Source organism: Streptomyces sp. NPDC003720 (assembly GCF_042875075.1).
In the GTDB taxonomy this organism is placed as follows: Bacteria; Actinomycetota; Actinomycetes; order Streptomycetales; family Streptomycetaceae; genus Streptomyces.
The window spans coordinates 19,643-37,950 of sequence record NZ_JBIANZ010000005.1 but is presented as its reverse complement, the minus strand read 5'-3'; the positions used below and the strand labels follow the sequence as shown (position 1 = coordinate 37,950).

Below are 18,308 nucleotides of genomic sequence, written 5' to 3'. Positions count from 1 at the left end.
TCAGAGGCTGCGGGCGGTGATGTCGCCGTAGGCGGTGGTGGCGTGGATCGTCAGGCCGGCGGCGGCGCCGTCGGCGTTCCGCAGCGCGTTGGCGATCCGGCCGTAGCCGGTGCCGGCGTCCAGGGCGGCGGAGACTCCGCGGGAGGCGCCGACGGTGATCCCGCCGTGCTGGGTGCGCAGGGTGACCTCGCCGCGCTGGGCCTCGGCGACGCTGATGTCGCCCTTCTGGGTGCTGATCTCGGCGGATCCGCCCAGGCGGCCGACCGTGACGTCGCCGGCCTGGAGGACGAGGCGGGCGGCGGCGGTCTCGTCGAGCTTGACCGAGCCCTGCGCGCCCTCGAAGTCCACGTCGCCGAGGCGTCCGACGCCCCGGAGTTCGGCGAGGGCCGCCTTGGCCTCGACCCGGGAGCCGGCGGGCAACTGGACGGTCACCTCGACCGATCCGGACGAGCCGAGGATCCGGTGCTTCGCCGCCGGGGCCTCGATCCGCAGGACGCCCTCGGCGAAGGCGACCTCGATCTGCTCCGCCATCTTCACGTCTCGTCCCTTGGAGGCGTCGGCGGGCAGCACCTCGACCGTGGTGTCGGTGCGGTCGGCGGCGATGAAGCGGATCTGTCCCGCGGGGATGTCCAGGAGGGCGGAGACCGGCGCGGGGGTGTCGAACTTCTGCATGGTGTGCTCCCTTGTCTGCGTCGAGCCGGGTCTGTGCGGCCCGCTGTTTCCGACATAGGAAAAGCTACGTTGCGTTCACGAGTGCGGCAACATGCTTGTTGCGTTGCACAAGAGTTAGTGCAGGTGGAAGGCCATATTTCGTTGCAACGGTCGATGACCTAACGCAACACACCTGCGACCCTTCGTTGCAATGAAGTAGGAGTGAACGCTATAGTGGGCGCCACCGCGCCACATGAAGGAGACCGCGATGCCGGGAGGCCGACTCACCCAGCAGGAACGTCAGCAGATCTCACTGGGACTGGCCGACGGCCTCGCCTACGCGGAGATCGCCAGACGTCTCGACCGTCCGACCTCGACCGTCACCCGCGAGGTGATGCGCAACGGCGGCCCCACCGCCTACCGCGCCGACCTCGCCCACCGCGCGACCGAACACCGAGCCCACCGCCGCAGGCAGACCACACGCGCCACGACGGCCGCCCCGCAGGCCCACGGCCGCGACGCCGAGGCGGTGCGGGAGTACGAGGAGGCGTTCACCACCCTCCTGATGCGGCAGGGCCTACCGAAGATGATGTCCCGGGTGCTGACCTGCCTCTACACCGATGACACGGGCAGCCTCACCGCCTCGGAGCTCGCCCGGCACCTCCAGGTCAGCCCGGCGTCGATCTCCAAGGCCATCGCGCAGCTCGAGAGCCAGGGCCTGATCCGCCGTGAGCGCGACGAAGGCCGCCGCGAGCGCTACATAGTCGACAACGACGTCTGGTACCAGGGAATGATCGCCGCCGCCCGGTCCAACACCGAGCTCGCCGAGACCGCACGGCGGGGCGTCGCCCTCCTCGGCCCCGACACCCCGGCCGCCACTCGGCTGGAGAACATCGCCCGCTTCGTCGACTTCGTCGGCGAAAGCCTCGCCCGCGCCGCGGAACAGGCCCGCGACATCCTCTACGCCCAGCCCGGGACACCCGAGGCGGGCACCGCCGGGCCGGAGGCGGATCAGTGAGCGGCCGACGCGAATTGCTGAGCGGATGACGGGCGCCGCGTAAGCACGCGGAGCGAGGGCCGCGACGGCGGAGGTCTACCGGCGGTGGACGCTGACGGCGTAGCCGCCGCCGTCGTAGGGGTCCGCGTCCCAGGTGGCGAAGCGGTCGACGAGGGTGAGGCCGGCCGTGGCGCAGCAGTCGTCGTACTCCGGCAGCGTGATGCCGGGCGGCACGGGCAGGTGGGCCTCGTCCAGGCCGAAGCCGGCGACCAACAGACCCCCGGGGCGCAGGGCCGCGGTCAGGCGCTCGACCGCCGCGGCCTCGGTGCCGGCCGTGAGGAACGGGAACACGTTGCCCGCGGCGACCACGAGATCGAAGTCCGCCTCGATGCCGAGGAGGCCGGGCTCGAACCGGGTCAGGTCGGCCTGGAACCAGGGCAGTTCCGGCGCCTGCTCCCGCGCCACCGCCAGCATCGAGGCGTCGAGATCGACGCCGACGCAGTCGTACCCGAGTTCCGCGAGCCGGATCATGACACGTCCGGTGCCGCACCCGGCGTCCAGCACGCGCGCTCCGGCGGGCACGAGGGCGGCGCAGAACCGGGCCTCACCGTGCACGTCCGTCCCGCTGCGGGCCAGCGCCGCGAACCGGGCGGCGTAGTCCTGTCCGGACGTGCCCCCGGTCAGCTCGTTCCAGCGACTCATGCGGCCAACGATACGGGGCCGTGCGCCGCCCGAAGACGCGCCAAGCCCGCTCCGCGAGCATCGCCGGCGGACCTGGGAACGCGACGAGGGCCCCGACCCGGCAGGTCGTGGCCCTCTTGTCCGTGTTCCCACGGTGAGTGTCCGAGGGGGGACTTGAACCCCCACGCCCGATAAAGGGCACTAGCACCTCAAGCTAGCGCGTCTGCCATTCCGCCACCCGGACAAGGTGTCTGCCGCCTGACCGGGGGTGTTCCCCGCGGCGACATGGACAACAATACCAAGACTCGGGAGTGCGTTTCACCTGCGTATCCGGGTGGTGGGCGGCGGGCGGGGAGTCTTGCGGGTCCCGCCCGCCGGGGCGTACGGAAGGTGACCGTACGGGTACGCGGGGCGGTGGGTCAGGGCATGAGCTGGTACTCCGGGAAGTTGCCGGGCGGACGCTCACCCGCGGGTCCCCGGGTGACGGCGCGGACCAGGAGTTCGCCGCCGACGAAGGCGCCGCGCCAGGAGGCGCCGAAGCCGCCGAAGAGTTCGTCGCGGTCGCCGCGGGAGCGGGGTGTGCCGTGGCCGGTCTTGAAGGCGCGGATCTGCGGGGCCAGTCGGTCGAAGGTGGCCCGGTCGTCCGTGGCGAGGGTGGCGACGAGGGCGCCGTTGGACGCGTTCATCGCGGCCAGCAGTTCCGCCTCGGTGTCGACCAGGACGATCGTGTCGACCGGACCGAAGGGTTCCGCGTGGTGGAGCGGGGAGGAGCGGGGCGGGTTGAGCAGGGTGACCGGGTGGACGTAGGCCGAGGTGTCCTGGCCGGGGAGGAAGCGGGCGTCGGCCTCCTTGCCGCGGTACAGGGGGACGGCGCCCCGGTCGACCGCCTCCGCGACCTGGTCGCGCAGCTCCTTCGCCTTGGCCGCGTTGATCAGCGGGCCGAAGTCGAGGTCCGGGCAGGGGTCGGTCGCCCGCTCGACCGCGAGGGGGTGGCCGACCCGCACCGTGCGGACGGCCGGCAGGTAGGCCGCGAGGAAGGCGTCGAAGGAGTCGCGCTGGACCACGAAGCGCGGGTAGGCCGTACAGCGCTGTTTGCCGTAGTCGAAGAGTTTCGGGACGACGGCCGTGAGCGCGTCCCAGTCCGAGAAGTTCCAGATGCCCCAGGTGTTCAGGCCCTCCTGTTCGAGGATGTGCCGTTTGCCGAGGTCGGCGACGGCCGTGGCGACGGCGGCGCCGGTGTCGCGGCCGCCGACGAAGGAGACGCAACCGATCTCCGGGGCCCGGACCAGGGCCTGGGACAGCTCGCCCCCGCTGCCGCTGACCAGGGTGACGGGGACCCCCTCGCGGGCGGCGAGGGCGCAGGCCAGGGTGAGGCAGGCGACGCCGCCGTCGGTCGGGGTCTTGGCGATGACGGCGTTGCCCGCGAGCGCCTGGACGAGCAGGGCGTGCACGAGGACGCTCATCGGGTAGTTCCAGCTCGCGATGTTGGAGACGGGGCCGTCCAGCGGGGCGCGGCCGGCGAGCATCGGCTCGATGCCGTCGACGTACCAGCGGACCCCGTCGATGGCGCGGTCCACGTCCGCCCGGGCGAGCCGCCAGGGCTTGCCGATCTCCCAGACAAGGAGGAGGGCGAGGAGTTCGCGGTGCTCGGTGAGGGCGTCGAGGGTGGCCGCGACGCGCGCCCGGCGTTCGGCCAGCGGGGTGTGCCGCCAGGCGCGGTGCTGGTCCAGGGAGGCGGCCACGGCCTGGCGGGCGGTGGCCCGGTCCAGCCGGGGCGGGCCGGCGATGGGGCTGCCGTCGACCGGGCTGGTGGCGGGCAGCGCCCTGCCGTCGGCGCGCCAGGCGGCGTTCCAGAGGTTGAGGACGCGGTCGTCCCGGAAGGCCTCGGGGGCGGCGGCGAGGCAGCGCTGCCAGGCCTCGGTCCAGGACGTGCCGTTCTTGAGGGTGAGGATGGGTGCCATCGGTTTGCTCCGCTTCCGGTGCACGGTCGGGGGCGGGAGGTGCATGGCTGGTTCGTCGGCGGAAGGTGCATGGCTTGCTTCGTCGGCGGGAGGTGCGTGGCCGGTCCGGCCGCACGGCTGGCGCCGTCGTGCGGGCGGACGTCGTACGGCGCCCGGGGGCGGCCGGTGGACGGCGTGCGGCCGGGCGCAGCATGGAAGTTACCGCCGCGGCAACATGTGCGACAGTGACCGCGTCCGCACTATGAGTGACCTCACGTGCCGTCGCGCAGCAGCGCGAGCGTGAGCCGGGCCGTCCCGGCCTGGGTGCCGCCCACGCGGACGCCGGCCGCCTCCAGCGCCGCCTTCTTGGCCTGGGCCGTGCCGGCCGAGCCGGAGACGATGGCGCCCGCGTGGCCCATGGTGCGGCCCTCGGGGGCGGTGAATCCGGCGATATAAGCGACGACGGGCTTGGTGACGTGGTCGCGGACGTAGGCGGCCGCGCGTTCCTTCGCGTCGCCGCCGATCTCCCCGATGAGCAGCACGAGTTCGGTGTCGGGGTCGTCCTGGAAGGCGGCCGGCCAGTCGATGTGGCCGGTGCCGGTGACGGGGTCGCCGCCGATGCCGACGCAGGTGGAGAAGCCGGTGTCGCGCAGTTCGTGCGTGAGTTGGTAGGTGAGGGTCCCCGACTTGGAGACCAGGCCGATGGGGCCGGGTTCGGTGATGTCGGCGGGGATGATGCCCGCACTGGACTGGCCGCGGGTGATCAGGCCGGGGCAGTTGGGGCCGATGACGCGGGTGCCGTGCCGTGCGGCGTACGCGGTGAAGGCGACGGTGTCGTGTCGTGGACCGGGATGCCCTCGGTGATGACGACGGCGGGCGGGAGGCGCCCTCGGGGGCGGCCCCCGACGCCGGAAGCCGTACAGCGCGGCTTACGGCGTCGAGTCCGCTCCGGTCAGGCGGTGTCGCGCTCGTGGTAGGAGCGGCGGGTGTGTTCGGTGTGCTCCCGCATCAGTTCGGCGGCGCGGGGCGCGTCCTGGGCGGTGATGGCGGTGATCAGCTCGCGGTGCTCGATCCAGGACCGGCTGCCGCGCCGGCGGGCCACCGGGGTGTAGTACCAGCGCACCCTGCGGTCGACCTGGGCGGCGAGTTCGGCGAGGACCGCGTTGCCGGCCAGGTCCATGATCTTGGCGTGGAAGGCGGCGTTCAGGGCGACCGCGCGGTCCACGTCGTCGTCGGCGACCGCCCGCTCGCCCTGGGCGCACAGCTCCTCCAGGGCGTCGGTGCCCGGCCGGCCGGCGTTCAGGGCGGCGAGGCGGGCCGCCTCCGCCTCCAGGAGCGTACGGACCGTCAGGAGCTGGTCGGCCTCCTCCTCGGTCGGCTCGTGCACGAACGCGCCCTGGGCGGGGCGCAGGTCGACCCAGCCCTCGGTGTTCAGCCGTTGCAGCGCCTCGCGCACCGGCTGGCGGGAGACGCCCAGGTGCCCGGCGAGTTCGCTCTCCACCAGGTGCTGGCCGGGCCGCAGGGCGCGGGTGGTGATGAGTTCGAGCAGGGCCTCGTAGACGCGGTCGCGCAGCGGCCCGGGCCGTTCGAGCTTGGGTACGGCTCCCTGCGGCAGTCCGGTCGACAACATCACGGTCCCCCTCCTCGGCGGGCCGGCGCCCGGCCGTGTGCCAACGGAGCCAGTTTCAATTGTCTATCGTCTACGGTCTACCGCACGCAAAACGCACCAGGGGCAGGGAAAGCCGGACGCGTCACACACGGGTGCGCGCCGCACGTCACGGGCAGCGGACGACCTGTCCCGCGTACGACAGGTTGCCGCCGAAGCCGAACAGCAGGGCCGCGTCCCCGCTGCGGACCGCGCCCTGTTCGAGCAGCTTGGACAGCGCGAGCGGGATGCTGGCCGCCGAGGTGTTGCCGGACTCGGTGACGTCGCGCGCGACGACGGCGTTCACGGCGCCCAGCTTCCGCGCGAGGGGCTCGATGATGCGCAGGTTGGCCTGGTGCAGGACGACCGCGGCGAGGTCGGCGGGGTCCAGTCCGGCCCGCTCGCAGGCGCGCCGGGCGATGGGCGGGAGCTGGGTGGTGGCCCAGCGGTAGACGCTCTGGCCCTCCTGCGCGAACCGGGGCGGGGTGCCCTCGATGCGCACGGCGTTGCCCATCTCCGGCACCGACCCCCACAGCACCGGCCCGATGCCGGGCTGCTGACCGGGCGCGCAGGCCTCGACCACGGCGGCCCCGGCCCCGTCGCCGACCAGGACGCAGGTGCTGCGGTCGCTCCAGTCGGTGACCTCGGACATCTTGTCGGCGCCGATGACCAGCGCCCGGGTCGCGGCGCCCGCCCGTACCGTGTGGTCGGCGGTGGCGAGCGCGTGGGTGAACCCGGCGCAGACGACGTTGACGTCCATCGCGGCCGGGCGCGGGATGCCGAGCCGGGCGGCCACGCGGGCGGCGGTGTTCGGGGAGCGGTCGATGGCGGTGGAGGTGGCCACCAGCACCAGGTCGATGTCACCGGGCGTGAGCCCGGCGGCGGCGAGCGCCTTGGCGGCGGCGTGCGCGGCGAGTTCGTCGACCGGCTCGTCGGGGCCCGCGATGTGCCGGGTCCGGATGCCCACCCGGCCGCGGATCCACTCGTCGCTGGTGTCGACCATGCCCGCCAGGTCGTCGTTGGTGAGCACTCTGGCGGGCTGGTAGTGGCCGATGGCCGCGATGCGCGAGCCGTGCATTTGGGGGATCCCCTCGTTGCCGTGGGTAGCGGGATCCATCAGTCTGGCCAGTGACTCGCGAGTACGGCGGCAGGCGAGGGCACAGGAATCGGGCATCCGAGTTGTCGGCTTCCGTCACACGCTCGGACGCCCGACCATTCACCCCGTGAACAACTGCGTGGCCTTGCGGACCAGCTCGTACAGTCCGTAGGCGAGCGGCGCCCCCACCCACAGCCAGGCGAGCAGGATCAGGCCGGACCGGCTAGGCGGGCTGCTGTCGCTGGGCATCTGCTGCCTCCCTCGGGGCGGGCACGTGGTGGCGTACGTGCACGGGACGGACGAGTTCGTTGGCGACGAAACCGACGACGAGCAGGCCGATCATGATGCCGAAGGACAGCCCGTACAGCGCCGGTCCGTGCTTCCCGGCCTCCTCCTGCCGGTCCGCGACCCAGTTGACGATCAGCGGTCCGAGCACGCCGGCCGTGGACCAGGCGGTGAGCAGCCGGCCGTGGATGGCGCCGACCTGGTAGGCGCCGAAGAGGTCCTTCAGATAGGCGGGGACGGTCGCGAAGCCGCCGCCGTAGAAGGAGAGGATCACCAGCGCGCAGAGCACGAACAGCGGTTTCGAGGAGTCCCCGAACAGGGCGATCAGCAGGTACATCAGGGCGCCGGCGCCGAGGTAGACGCGGTAGACGTTCTTGCGCCCGATCCGGTCGGAGGCGGAGGACCAGCCGATCCGGCCGGCCATGTTGGCGGCCGACAGCAGCGCGACGAATCCGGCGGCCGCCGAGGCCGACACCGGCGTGGAGCCGCCGGCGAAGAAGTCGGTGATCATCGGCGCGGCCTTCTCCAGGATGCCGATGCCCGCGGTCACGTTCATGCAGAGCACCACCCACAGGCACCAGAACTGCGGGGTGCGCACGGCACCGCGGGCGGAGACCCGCACGCCCTCGGTGGCGGCGGCCGGTCCGTCCCCGGCCGGCTCCTCGGTGCGCGGCACGCGGACGAGCAGCACGCCGAGCGTCATGAAGACGGCGTAGGTCAGTCCGTGCACCAGGAAGGCGAGCGCGATCCCGGAGTGGCCGGTGCCGAAGGACTCCAGCATCTGCGCCGACCAGGGCGAGGCGATCAGCGCGCCGCCGCCGAAGCCCATGATGGCGATGCCGGTGGCCATGCCGGGCCGGTCCGGGAACCACTTGATCAGGGTGGAGACGGGTGAGATGTAGCCGATGCCGAGGCCGATGCCGCCGACGAAGCCGTAGCCCAGGACGATCAGCCAGTACTGCTGGGTCTCGGCGCCGAGCGCGGAGAGCAGGAAGCCGGAGGAGAAGCAGACGAGGGCCACGGTCATCGCCCAGCGCGGCCCGTTGCGCTCGACGAGCGTGCCGCCGAAGGCGGCCGACAGCCCGAGCATCACGATCGCGAGCTGGAAGGGCAGCGCGCTGCGGGTGCCGTCGAGGTGCAGGGCGGACTCGAGCGGCGGCTTGAACACGCTCCAGGCGTAGGCCTGGCCGATGGACAGGTGGACGGACAGGGCGGCGGGCGGGACCAGCCAGCGGCTCCAGCCCGGGGGTGCGACAGGGGGGCTGCTCATGACGCCGAACGGTAGGACCGGTTCCGGAAGTTGAGAAGACGCGCCGTCGACCGTATGCGGTGAACGGTATGCGGAGGGCGTTCAACGGTCGTCGCGCGAACCCTTGCCGGGCTCTCGTCCATTGGCCCGTGGACCGCATCTCGCGGCCATGAGGCGGCACGGAGTACGGGTGCTCGGCCCGCGCGGCGACTTCACCGCGCACCCCGGCGCCACCGACCACCCCGCCGAAGTGGGCCCGGTCGACGTGGCGCGGTCGCCGGGCGGGGCTTCGACGCGCGGATCGCCGTCGAGCACGACGCGCCGCTGACCGACTGGGCCTGCGGGTACTGCGGGAACTGCGGGTACTGCGGGAACTGCGGGAACTGCGGGAACTGCGTCGAGGTGTGCCCGACGGGTGCGCTGTCGTTCAAGTCGGAGTTCGACAGGCGGTCGGCGGGTACCTGGGACGAGTCGAGGCAGACGGAGACGACGACGGTGTGCGCCTACTGCGGAGTGGGCCGCAACCTCACGCTCCATGTGCAGGACAATGAGATCGTCGAGGTCACCTCACCGCACGACAACCCGGTGACCCACGGCAATCTCCGCATCAAGGGCCGTTTCGGCTACCAGCACGTACAGAACCGGGGCTGATCAGGACATGGGACGAGTCACGGAACGCCGCAAGGTCCTCCGCATCCGGGACGGGGCGGTCTCCACCCGGCCGGACACGCTCGTCGCCGAGGAACCGCTGGAGATCCGGCTGAACGGCAGACCCCTCGCGATCACCATGCGCACACCGGGCGACGACTTCGCGCTGGCGGCGGGGTTCCTGGTGAGCGAGGGCGTCCTGGGCACCGCCGCCGACCTGCTGAACATCGTGTACTGCGCGGGGGCGACCGCCGACGGTTCGAACACCTACAACGTGGTCGACGTGAAGACCGCGCCCGGCGTCGCGCTGCCCGACTTCAGCCTGGAGCGGAACGTGTACACGTCCTCCTCGTGCGGCCTCTGCGGGAAGGCCAGCCTGGACGCCGTCCGCACCACCACGCGCTGGCCGATCGCCGACACTCCCCCGGTCCGGGTCACCCCCGAGCTGCTGGCCGGCCTGCCCGACCGGCTGCGGGCGGCCCAGCGGGTGTTCGACCGCACCGGGGGCCTGCACGCGGCGGCCCTGTTCAGCGAGGACGGGGAACTGCTGGACGTGCGGGAGGACGTGGGCCGGCACAACGCGGTGGACAAGCTGGTCGGGCGTGCGCTGCAGAACGGCGACCTGCCGTTGTCCCGCACGATCCTGCTGGTCTCGGGCCGCGCCTCGTTCGAGCTGGCGCAGAAGGCCGTGATGGCGGGCATCCCGGTGCTCGCGGCCGTGTCGGCGCCCTCGTCGCTGGCCGTCGACCTGGCCGCCGAGACGGGCCTGACCCTGGTGGGCTTCCTGCGGGGCGGCTCGATGAACGTGTACGCGGGCGAGGACCGCGTCGCCCTGCCGGCCACGGCCGCGCGGAGCTGACGGATCCCCCGCGGCACGGCGGTGGGGCCCTGCCGGCGGGGAGCGCCCCCTGCGCCGCGGGGGCCCGCTGTTCGGCCGGCCGGAACCGCGCGCGGAACGCGGCTCCGCGAACCGTCAGCCGCGGGTGAGACGCAGGTCCCGCGCGCCGATCACCGTGCCCAGGCGCGGGAAGTCGAGCCGGATCGAGGCCTCGTGCTCGGGGGCGGTGAGCGCGGCCATGGCGTCCTCGACGAAGACCAGGTCGTAGCCGAGGTCGGCGGCGGCGCGGGCGGTGGACTCGACGCCGAGGTTGGTGGCGATGCCGCCGAACACCAGCGTGCGCACGCCCCGCTCGCGCAGCCGCTCGTCGAGGTCGGTGCCGTGGAAGCCGCCGATGGTGCGCTTGACCACCTCCAGGTCGCCGTCCCGGCGCAAGCCCGCCACCAGACCGCTGCCGGGCGGTTGTTCGGCGACCGTGGGGCGTTCTACCCGGATCAGCACGACGAGCGCCCCGGCCGCGCGGAAGGCGGCGGCCAGCTCCTCGGCGGTGGTGAGCACCTCGGTGCCCTTGCGGGGTTCCAGGGGCAGCGCGACGACGCGGTCCATCAGGTCGACCAGGACGAGGGCGGTGCGCCGGGGATCGAGCACGGGAGCTGCGGTCATGACGGAACGTTAACCGCCGTCAGCCGACGGTGCCGGAAATCCGGGTCAACAGGCCCATGAACTGATCGCGTTCAGTCGTCGACAGCGGGGCGAGCAGTTCGTCGTTGGCCTCGCGGGCCGCCTTCTCGCAGCGGACGAGCAGACGGGCGCCGTCCTCGGTGAGGGACACGGCGTTCTTGCGCCGGTCCTTCGGGTCCGGGGCTCGCAGGACGAAACCGGCGGACTGCAGGTCGTTGAGGACGCCGACCAGGTCCTTGGCGTCGAGGCCGACCCCGCGGCCGAGGTCTGCCTGGGCGACGGGCGCCAGGTCGCGGACGGCGGAGAGGACGACGTGGTGCCACATCTTCATGCCCTCGGCCGCCAGGGCGTCGGCGACCAGGGCGCGGCCCCGGGCGGCGGCCCGGCCGAGGACCCAGCTGGGCAGGGCGCGGATGGCGGGGAGGGGTGCTTCGGCCATGACGGCAGCCTAGCCAGAAATCCTTGGACTTCCCAACGACCCCTCAGTACCGTTGGGGCTCCCAACGAGTTCATGGGTGTTCCCAACGACCTGCCGGGGTGCGTCCCGGCGTCTGGAGGCCGCGATGCGCCGCGTCCGCTACGAGTCCGCCGGCGGTCCGCTGTTCGTGGAGGAGGCCGCCGTACCCGAGCCCGGCGCCGGGGAGCTGCTGGTGCGCTGCGAGGCGGTCGGGGTCACGCTGCCCGTCGTCCGCAAGGTGACCGAGGCCGCCGAGCCGATCCCGCTGGGCGGCGAGATCGCCGGCACGGTGGTTGCCGCCGGCGAGGACGTGAGCCGCTTCCGGGCCGGCGACCGGGTGACCGGGCTGTGCTTCGGCCACGGCTACGCCGACTTCGCCCTGCTGCGCGAGGACATGGCCTCCCCGGTGCCCGACGACGCGACCTGCGTCGACGCGGTCGCGCTGGTGCGCGGCGGACTGGTGGCCCGCGGCGCGCTGCACGCCGCCGGTCCCGTGCGCGGCGAGTCGGTGCTCGTCACGGCCGCCGCGAGCGGGGCCGGCCAGCTCGCGGTGCGGCTGGCGCGGGTGCTGGGTGCCCGGCGGGTGGTGGGCGCCGTCTCCGATCCTGCGAAGGCGGACTTCGTCCGCTCGCTCGGCGCCGACGACTGCGTCCGGTACGGCGACGAGCGGTGGGGGGAGCCGTACGACTGCGTGCTGGACGCGGTCGGCGGTGATCTGCTCACCCCCGCTCTCGCCGCGCTCGCCCCGCACGGCCGGCTGGTCGCCTACAGCTCCGGCGGCGGCACGATCCAGGCGTACGACCTGCTGGTCGGCGCCAAGTCGGTGATCGGGTTCCAGATGGCGCTGATCGCCCGCGGCCGGCCGGAGCTGTACGAGCGGTGGCGGCGGGAGCTGTGGCGCCTGTTCTCCGATGGCGCCCTAAGACCCGCCGTGCACGGCGAGTTCGCGCTGGAGGACGCGGCGAAGGCGCACGAGGCCGTCCGGGCACGGGCCAACCTCGGCAAGGTCGTCCTGCGGCCGTAGCGGCGCCGCGAAGGAGCGGCGGTCCCCGAAGGACACCGTGCCGTGGCTGCCGCTGGACCGGGTCGGCGGCCGACCGCCGGCGCCGGATCCGGGTCAGGGAGGCCGCGGAAGCCGCGGCGGCCCGGTGAGGACCCCGGGGAGCGGCCGGCGCCGGACGGGCGGGGGCTCAGCGGGAGCCGGTGCCGACCGCCGTGCGGGACGCGGCGGCGGGCCCGGGCGGCTCGGCGGCCTCCGGGTCGTGGGCGCGCCGCCTGGCGATGACCGCGCACACCATGAGCTGCATCTGGTGGAAGAGCATCAGCGGCAGCACGGCCAGGGAGGCGTGGGCGCCGAACAGGACGCTGGCCATGGGCAGGCCGGAGGCGAGGGACTTCTTCGACCCGGCGAACTGGATCGCGATCCGGTCCGCCCGGCCGAAGCCGAGCGCGCGTGCGCCGTACCAGGTCAGCAGCAGCATCACGGTCAGGAGCACGCCCTCGACGACGAGCAGCGCTCCCAGCCGCACGGCGCTGACCTGGTGCCAGATGCCCTGGGTCATGCCCTCGCTGAAAGCGGTGTAGACGACCAGCAGGATCGAGCCGCGGTCGACCAGGCCGAGGACCTTCTTGTGCCGGGCGACGAAGCCGCCGATCCACCGGCGCAGCACCTGCCCCGCGACGAACGGCACCAGCAGTTGAGCCACGATCTTCACCAGCGAGTCGGCGGAGAACCCGCCGCCGCTGTTGCCCAGCAGGGCGGCCGCCAGCAGCGGGGTCGCGACGATGCCCACCAGGGAGGAGAACGAGCCGGCGCAGATGGCGGCGGGCACATTGCCGCGGGCGATCGAGGTGAACGCGATGGACGACTGGATCGTGGACGGCACCAGCGTCAGGAACAGCAGCCCCTGGTACAGCGGCTGGGTCAGCAGCACCGGGACCAGTCCGCGGGCGGCCAGGCCCAGCACCGGGAAGACCACGAAGGTGCAGGCCAGCACGGTGCCGTGCAGACGCCAGTGACGCAGGCCGTCCAGCGCCTCGCGGGTGGAGAGCCGGGCGCCGTAGAGGAAGAACAGGAAGGCGATCGCCGCCGTGGACGCCCCGGAGGCGACGTCCGCTCCGGTGCCGTGGGCCGGGAGGAGCGCCGCGAGCCCCACCGTGCCGATCAGCAGCACGATGTACGGGTCGATCGGCATCCAGCTCGGCCAGTGCGGGCGTTTCACGGTGCTCCACTCGCTGTTCGTCGGTCACGTCCGGGCCCGGAGGGCCCCCTCCATCGTCCTCCGCGGTGCGCCGATCGGGAATCCGGCATACCACTCTGACTGCCATCGTGTTCCGTGATGAGCACGACTAGACTGCGGGCGTGTACGACCCCACCCACCTGCGCACCTTCCTGGCGGTGGCGCAGACGCTGAGCTTCACCCAGGCCGCCCGGCGCCTCGGACTGCGCCAGTCGACGGTCAGCCAGCACGTGCGGCGGCTGGAGGACGCCACCGGCCGTCAGCTCTTCTCCCGGGACACCCACTCGGTGGAGCTGACCGAGGACGGCGAGGCCATGCTGGGCTTCGCGCGCCGGCTGCTGGAGGTGCACGAGCAGGCGACGGCGTTCTTCACCGGCACCCGGGTGCGCGGCCGGCTGCGCTTCGGCGCCTCGGAGGACTTCGTCCTCACCCGGCTGCCGGAGATCCTCGAGCGCTTCCGCCACCACCATCCCGAGGTCGACCTGGAGCTGACCGTGGAGCTGTCCGGCACGCTGCACGAGCGGCTGGCGGCGGGCAAGCTCGACCTGGTGCTGGCCAAGCGGCGGCCCGAGGACCCGCGCGGCGAGCTGGTGTGGCGCGACGACCTGGTCTGGATCGGCTCCGAGCACCTGCGGCTGGACCCGGACCGGCCGGTCCCGCTCATCGTGTACCCCCCGCCGGGCATCACCCGGGCCCGCGCCCTGGAGGCGCTGGAGGCGCAGGGCCGCGAGTGGCGGATCGCGTGCACCAGCGGCAGTCTCAACGGCCTCGTCGCCGCGGCCCGCGCCGGTCTCGGGGTCATGGCCCACTCCAGGCGTCTGATCCCGCCGGGCCTGTTCCGGCTGCCGGAGCGCCCGGCCCTGCCGGAACTGGGCAAGGTCGACTTCGTCGTCGTGCACGGCAGGCGCCGGGGCGCCGCCGACGCGGCCGCCGACGCGCTGGCCGCGGCCATCCTGGCGGGCGGCGACCGGCTGCACGGGCGGCAGCGCGCCGGGCGCTGATTCCGGCCAGGGGCCCTGGCCGGTCACGACGAGAAGGCCTTGGGACCGCCCTTCACGGCGCTCTGGCCAGGTCGGCAAGCGGTAACCGCGTCGTACAGATTCGGTGGAGATTACGGCTCCGTAAGTTACTGACTCGTCAGTATTGTGTCCGGCCCTTACCCATGTGAGGGTATTTTCCGATCGTCGTCGGGTAAGAAGGCGAGGTTTGCTCGTTTTCCGCGCCCCTCCCGTCCGGCTGACGGGTGGGGTAGCTTTCACGGCGCCGTGCGGAGCGTCGCGGACGTGACCGAAAAGCAAGGACGGGGAGCGAGGGATTGCGCGAGTTCACCACCCCTCCGTTGACGTCGGCGCCGCTGGTGGGCGGACTCGCCGACGCCGTCTTCGAACATGCCCGGACGGACCCCCTGCACGTGGCGCTCGGCCGCAAGGACGAGTCCGGTCAGTGGCGGGACGTGACCTCGGCGGAGTTCCGGGACGAGGTGCTGGCCCTGGCCAAGGGCCTGCTGGCGAGGGGCATCCGGTTCGGCGACCGGGTCGCCATCATGTCCCGCACGCGCTACGAGTGGACCCTCTTCGACTTCGCCCTGTGGACGATCGGCGCGCAGGTGGTCCCCGTCTATCCGACGTCCTCGGCGGAGCAGTGCTTCTGGATGCTGTACGACGCCGAGGTGACGGCGGCGATCGTGGAGCACGAGGACCACGCGATGACCATCGCGACCGTGATCGACCGGCTGCCGCGGCTGCGTGAGCTGTGGCAGCTCGACTCGGGCTGCGTGCAGGAGCTGTACGACTCCGGCGCGTACCTGGACGACGAGGTGGTGGACCGGCACCGCCAGGCGATCACCCCGGAGTCGGTCGCCACGATCATCTACACCTCGGGCACCACCGGCCGCCCCAAGGGCTGTGTGCTGACCCACGGCAACCTGATGTACGAGGCGGACACGGTGATCCGGCGCTGGGAGCCGGTGTTCCACACCAAGAAGGGCGACGAGGCCTCCACCCTGCTGTTCCTGCCGCTCGCGCACGTCTTCGGCCGGATGGTCGAGGTCGCCACCATCCGCGGCGGGGTACGCCTCGGGCACCAGCCGCAGCTCCACGCGGCCGCCCTGCTGCCCGATCTGCAGGCCTTCCGGCCCACGTTCATCCTCGCGGTGCCCTACATCTTCGAGAAGGTGTTCAACTCCGCCCGGCGCAAGGCGGAGAAGGAGGGCCGGGACGGGCCCTTCGAGAAGGCCGTCGACATCGCGGTGAAGTACGCGGACGCCGTCGAGGCCAAGGCGTGGGGCACCGGCCCCGGGCCGTCGGCCGGCCTGCGGATGCAGCACCAGCTCTTCGACAAGCTCGTGTACTCCAAGGTGCGCGCGGCCATGGGCGGCCGCATCCGCAACGCGATGTCCGGCGGCTCCGCGATGGACCGGCGGCTCGGGCTGTTCTTCGCGGGCGCCGGGGTGCAGATCTACGAGGGCTACGGCCTGACCGAGTCCTCGGCGGCCGCCACCGCCAACCCGCCCGAGCGCACCCGCTACGGCACCGTGGGCCAGCCCATCCCGGGCGTCACCGTGCACATCGCCGACGACGGCGAGGTCTGGCTGCACGGCGGCAACGTGTTCCAGGGCTACCTCAACAACCAGAAGGCCACCGACGGGACCCTGCACGACGGCTGGCTCGCCACCGGCGACCTCGGCGCCCTGGACGAGGACGGCTACCTGACGATCACCGGCCGCAAGAAGGAGATCCTGGTGACCTCCGGCGGCAAGAGCGTCTCCCCCGGGGTGCTGGAGGAGCGGGTGCGCGAGCATCCGCTGATCAACCAGTGCATCGTCGTCGGCAACGACCGGCCGTACATCGCCGCCCTGGTCACGCTCGACCAGGAGGCCGTCGAGCACTGGCTGCAGATGCGCGGCAAGCCCCGGCTCAGCCCCGCGCAGCTCGTGCGCGACCCGGACCTGGAGACGGAGGTGCGGCGGGCGGTCGTCGCCGCCAACACCCTGGTCTCGCAGGCGGAGTCGATCCGCACCTTCCGCATATTGGCGCAGCCGTTCACCGAGGAGCACGGCCTGCTGACCCCGTCGCTGAAGCTGAAGCGCAAGGCCATCGAGAAGGCGTACGTGAGCGAGGTCGAGGCGCTCTACCAGGCCTGAGACACCGCGGGCCGGCCGCCTCCGGCGGAAATTCCCGGCGCGGATCGCGCCGTCAGGAATGCGCGGGGGCCTCGTGATCGTTGACGATGGGGTACCACCTGTCGACAACCGAAGGATCAACGAGCTCGTGAGCAGCAAGGTCCCCCCGATCATCCTCAACAACGGCGTCGAGATGCCCCAGCTGGGCTTCGGCGTCTGGCAGGTGCCGGACGACGAGGCCGAGCAGGCCGTCGCCACGGCGCTCGAGGCCGGGTACCGCAGCATCGACACAGCGGCGATCTACGGCAACGAAGAGGGCACCGGCAAGGCCATCGCCGCCTCCGGCCTGCCCCGCGAGGACGTCTTCGTCACCACCAAGCTCTGGAACAGCGACCAGGGGTACGACTCCACGCTGCGCGCGTTCGACGCGTCGCTGGAGAAGCTGGGTCTCGACTACCTGGACCTGTACCTCATCCACTGGCCGCTGCCGTCCCGGGACGCCTACCTCGACACCTACAGGGCGTTCGAGAAGCTGTACGCCGACGGCCGCGTCAAGGCGATCGGCGTCTCCAACTTCCTTCCCCAGCACCTGGACCGGCTCATCGCGGAGACGTCGGTGGTCCCCGCGGTCAACCAGATCGAGCTGCACCCGCACCTGCAGCAGCACCAGGCCCGCGAGCTGCACGCGGAGCAGGGCATCGCCACCGAGGCCTGGTCGCCGCTCGGCCAGGGCAAGGGCCTGCTGGAGGTGCCGGCGATCGTCGCCATCGCGCAGAAGCACGGCCGCACCCCGGCCCAGGTCGTGCTGCGCTGGCACGTCCAGCTCGGCAACGTGGTGATCCCGAAGTCCGTGACGCCGTCGCGGATCAAGGAGAACATCCAGGTGTTCGACTTCAGCCTGGACGACGAGGACCTCGCGGCCATCAGCGCCCTGAACGAGGACCGGCGGCTCGGCCCGGACCCGGCCACGTTCGACGTCGCCTGACCCCGCACGGCGAACGGCCGTCCGCAGCCGCCGTACGGGCGGGGCGGGCGGCCGTTTCCCGAACGCGCGGACTCAGCCGAGGTGCACGTCCGCGTGCACGACCTCGAACTCCTCCAGGCTCACGACCCTCGCCCCCGCCTTCGCCGCGGCCTCGTGGCGGGCCGCGGCCTGGGCGGCCCGGGACGCGGCCATGGACGCGCGGTCGACGAAGAGGGTGCCGACCCGGCCCAGACCGCGCTCGCGGTCGACGAGCAGAGCGGCCCGGGCGAGACCCGGCAGCGTCTCCAGGCGCGGCAGGACGGTCGACCGGAAGGTCTCCTCGAACAGGGCGGCGTCCGCGGGATCGAACTCGACCCGGGACACGCGCAGACCGCCGCCCAAGCGCGGCACCCGCAGCGAACGGTGGACGACCGCCTCCATGTTCTCCACCGCCAGGGTGCCCGCGAACGGCTCCAGCAGCGCCTGCCGGTGCTGCCGCATCACCGTGTCGCTGTTGCCGCGGGCCTGCTCGGAGGCCCACCAGCTCACCGCCAGCAGCTTGCCCAGCTCGTGGTCGGTGAAGACCCCGGCCCCGAGGTAACCGGGGCGCTCCTCGAGCAGTTCGCGCCCCTCGGTGTTCAGGGTCCGGACCGCCGTGTCGATCTTCGCCGGGTCGCCGGTCACGTAGACGGTGCGCACGAACATGACATCTCGCCTCCGCGTGCCCTGTGGCCTGTCGCTTCGACCCGAACCAGTCTTCCGTGTGAGGCAAAGGCCCGCAAAAGCGAACACAACGCCGAGTCTCGTACAGGTGC

At 72.5% G+C, this 18,308-nt stretch carries 17 protein-coding genes, 1 tRNA gene and 3 pseudogenes; 8 read left to right on the top strand and 13 right to left on the bottom strand.

Annotated features, from left to right (window positions below; genetic code table 11):
- Positions 1-672 carry a DUF4097 family beta strand repeat-containing protein gene (locus ACFYU0_RS14825; protein ID WP_389300990.1) on the bottom strand — a complete coding sequence of 224 codons (672 nt, stop codon included), beginning with the start codon at positions 670-672 and terminating at the stop codon, positions 1-3.
- A 247-nt stretch (positions 673-919) separates the two neighbouring features.
- Here ACFYU0_RS14825 and ACFYU0_RS14820 point away from each other — a divergent pair, with 247 nt between their 5' ends.
- Positions 920-1,669 carry a helix-turn-helix domain-containing protein gene (locus ACFYU0_RS14820; RefSeq protein ID WP_389300988.1) on the top strand — a complete coding sequence of 250 codons (750 nt, stop codon included), beginning with the start codon at positions 920-922 and terminating at the stop codon, positions 1,667-1,669.
- Between the two features lie 75 nt (positions 1,670-1,744).
- Here ACFYU0_RS14820 and ACFYU0_RS14815 read toward each other — a convergent pair whose 3' ends face one another.
- The 8 genes and pseudogenes from ACFYU0_RS14815 to ACFYU0_RS14780 form a co-directional block, all read right to left on the bottom strand.
- On the bottom strand, positions 1,745-2,350 hold the full coding sequence (locus ACFYU0_RS14815) for a class I SAM-dependent methyltransferase (protein WP_389300986.1): 606 nt from the start codon (positions 2,348-2,350) through the stop codon (positions 1,745-1,747).
- A 138-nt stretch (positions 2,351-2,488) separates the two neighbouring features.
- Positions 2,489-2,573, bottom strand: a tRNA-Leu gene (locus tag ACFYU0_RS14810).
- Positions 2,574-2,748: 175 nt separating this feature from the next.
- Positions 2,749-4,290, bottom strand: a complete 1,542-nt coding sequence (locus ACFYU0_RS14805; RefSeq protein ID WP_389300983.1) for an aldehyde dehydrogenase family protein — start codon at positions 4,288-4,290, stop codon at positions 2,749-2,751.
- A gap of 251 nt (positions 4,291-4,541) precedes the next feature.
- A pseudogene (locus ACFYU0_RS14800) lies at positions 4,542-5,143 on the bottom strand (succinate--CoA ligase subunit alpha); the annotation flags it as partial.
- Between the two features lie 78 nt (positions 5,144-5,221).
- Positions 5,222-5,899, bottom strand: a complete 678-nt coding sequence (locus ACFYU0_RS14795; RefSeq protein WP_389301893.1) for a GntR family transcriptional regulator — start codon at positions 5,897-5,899, stop codon at positions 5,222-5,224.
- Between the two features lie 145 nt (positions 5,900-6,044).
- The gene (locus tag ACFYU0_RS14790; protein WP_351668941.1) at positions 6,045-6,992 is read right to left on the bottom strand and encodes a beta-ketoacyl-ACP synthase III; all 948 of its coding nucleotides are present in this window, start codon (positions 6,990-6,992) and stop codon (positions 6,045-6,047) included.
- Positions 6,993-7,130: 138 nt separating this feature from the next.
- On the bottom strand, positions 7,131-7,259 hold the full coding sequence (locus ACFYU0_RS14785; RefSeq protein ID WP_351668942.1) for a hypothetical protein: 129 nt from the start codon (positions 7,257-7,259) through the stop codon (positions 7,131-7,133).
- A complete protein-coding gene (locus tag ACFYU0_RS14780; RefSeq protein WP_389300979.1) occupies positions 7,234-8,565 on the bottom strand; it encodes an OFA family MFS transporter in 1,332 nt (443 codons plus the stop codon). The genes ACFYU0_RS14785 and ACFYU0_RS14780 overlap by 26 nt, the downstream gene beginning before the upstream one ends.
- A gap of 121 nt (positions 8,566-8,686) precedes the next feature.
- Here ACFYU0_RS14780 and ACFYU0_RS14775 point away from each other — a divergent pair.
- From ACFYU0_RS14775 to fdhD, 3 genes and pseudogenes are all read left to right on the top strand, one after another.
- Positions 8,687-8,809: pseudogene (locus ACFYU0_RS14775) on the top strand (oxidoreductase); the annotation flags it as partial.
- A gap of 5 nt (positions 8,810-8,814) precedes the next feature.
- Positions 8,815-9,195: pseudogene (locus tag ACFYU0_RS14770) on the top strand (4Fe-4S dicluster domain-containing protein); the annotation flags it as partial.
- Between the two features lie 7 nt (positions 9,196-9,202).
- Positions 9,203-10,051, top strand: coding sequence for a formate dehydrogenase accessory sulfurtransferase FdhD (gene fdhD, locus ACFYU0_RS14765; protein ID WP_351668944.1), 849 nt, complete (start codon positions 9,203-9,205; stop codon positions 10,049-10,051).
- A 114-nt stretch (positions 10,052-10,165) separates the two neighbouring features.
- Here the strand turns inward: fdhD and ACFYU0_RS14760 are convergent, their stop codons facing one another.
- Entirely contained in the window at positions 10,166-10,693 is a 528-nt protein-coding gene (locus ACFYU0_RS14760) for an isochorismatase family protein (RefSeq protein WP_389300975.1), read from the bottom strand.
- A 19-nt stretch (positions 10,694-10,712) separates the two neighbouring features.
- Entirely contained in the window at positions 10,713-11,150 is a 438-nt protein-coding gene (locus ACFYU0_RS14755) for a MarR family winged helix-turn-helix transcriptional regulator (protein WP_351668946.1), read from the bottom strand.
- A 124-nt stretch (positions 11,151-11,274) separates the two neighbouring features.
- Between ACFYU0_RS14755 and ACFYU0_RS14750 the strand changes: the two genes are divergently transcribed.
- Positions 11,275-12,192 carry a zinc-binding alcohol dehydrogenase family protein gene (locus ACFYU0_RS14750; protein WP_389300972.1) on the top strand — a complete coding sequence of 306 codons (918 nt, stop codon included), beginning with the start codon at positions 11,275-11,277 and terminating at the stop codon, positions 12,190-12,192.
- A 166-nt stretch (positions 12,193-12,358) separates the two neighbouring features.
- Here the strand turns inward: ACFYU0_RS14750 and ACFYU0_RS14745 are convergent, their stop codons facing one another.
- Positions 12,359-13,390 carry a bile acid:sodium symporter family protein gene (locus ACFYU0_RS14745; protein ID WP_389300970.1) on the bottom strand — a complete coding sequence of 344 codons (1,032 nt, stop codon included), beginning with the start codon at positions 13,388-13,390 and terminating at the stop codon, positions 12,359-12,361.
- 140 nt (positions 13,391-13,530) lie between these two features.
- Here ACFYU0_RS14745 and ACFYU0_RS14740 point away from each other — a divergent pair, with 140 nt between their 5' ends.
- From ACFYU0_RS14740 to ACFYU0_RS14730, 3 genes are all read left to right on the top strand, one after another.
- A complete protein-coding gene (locus tag ACFYU0_RS14740; RefSeq protein WP_389300968.1) occupies positions 13,531-14,409 on the top strand; it encodes a LysR substrate-binding domain-containing protein in 879 nt (292 codons plus the stop codon).
- Positions 14,410-14,723: 314 nt separating this feature from the next.
- Positions 14,724-16,550 carry an AMP-binding protein gene (locus ACFYU0_RS14735; protein WP_351668951.1) on the top strand — a complete coding sequence of 609 codons (1,827 nt, stop codon included), beginning with the start codon at positions 14,724-14,726 and terminating at the stop codon, positions 16,548-16,550.
- 127 nt (positions 16,551-16,677) lie between these two features.
- The gene (locus tag ACFYU0_RS14730) at positions 16,678-17,514 is read left to right on the top strand and encodes an aldo/keto reductase (protein WP_389300965.1); all 837 of its coding nucleotides are present in this window, start codon (positions 16,678-16,680) and stop codon (positions 17,512-17,514) included.
- Positions 17,515-17,586: 72 nt separating this feature from the next.
- Here ACFYU0_RS14730 and ACFYU0_RS14725 read toward each other — a convergent pair whose 3' ends face one another.
- A complete protein-coding gene (locus ACFYU0_RS14725) occupies positions 17,587-18,198 on the bottom strand; it encodes a hypothetical protein (protein ID WP_389300962.1) in 612 nt (203 codons plus the stop codon).
- Positions 18,199-18,308: the final 110 nt, after the last annotated feature.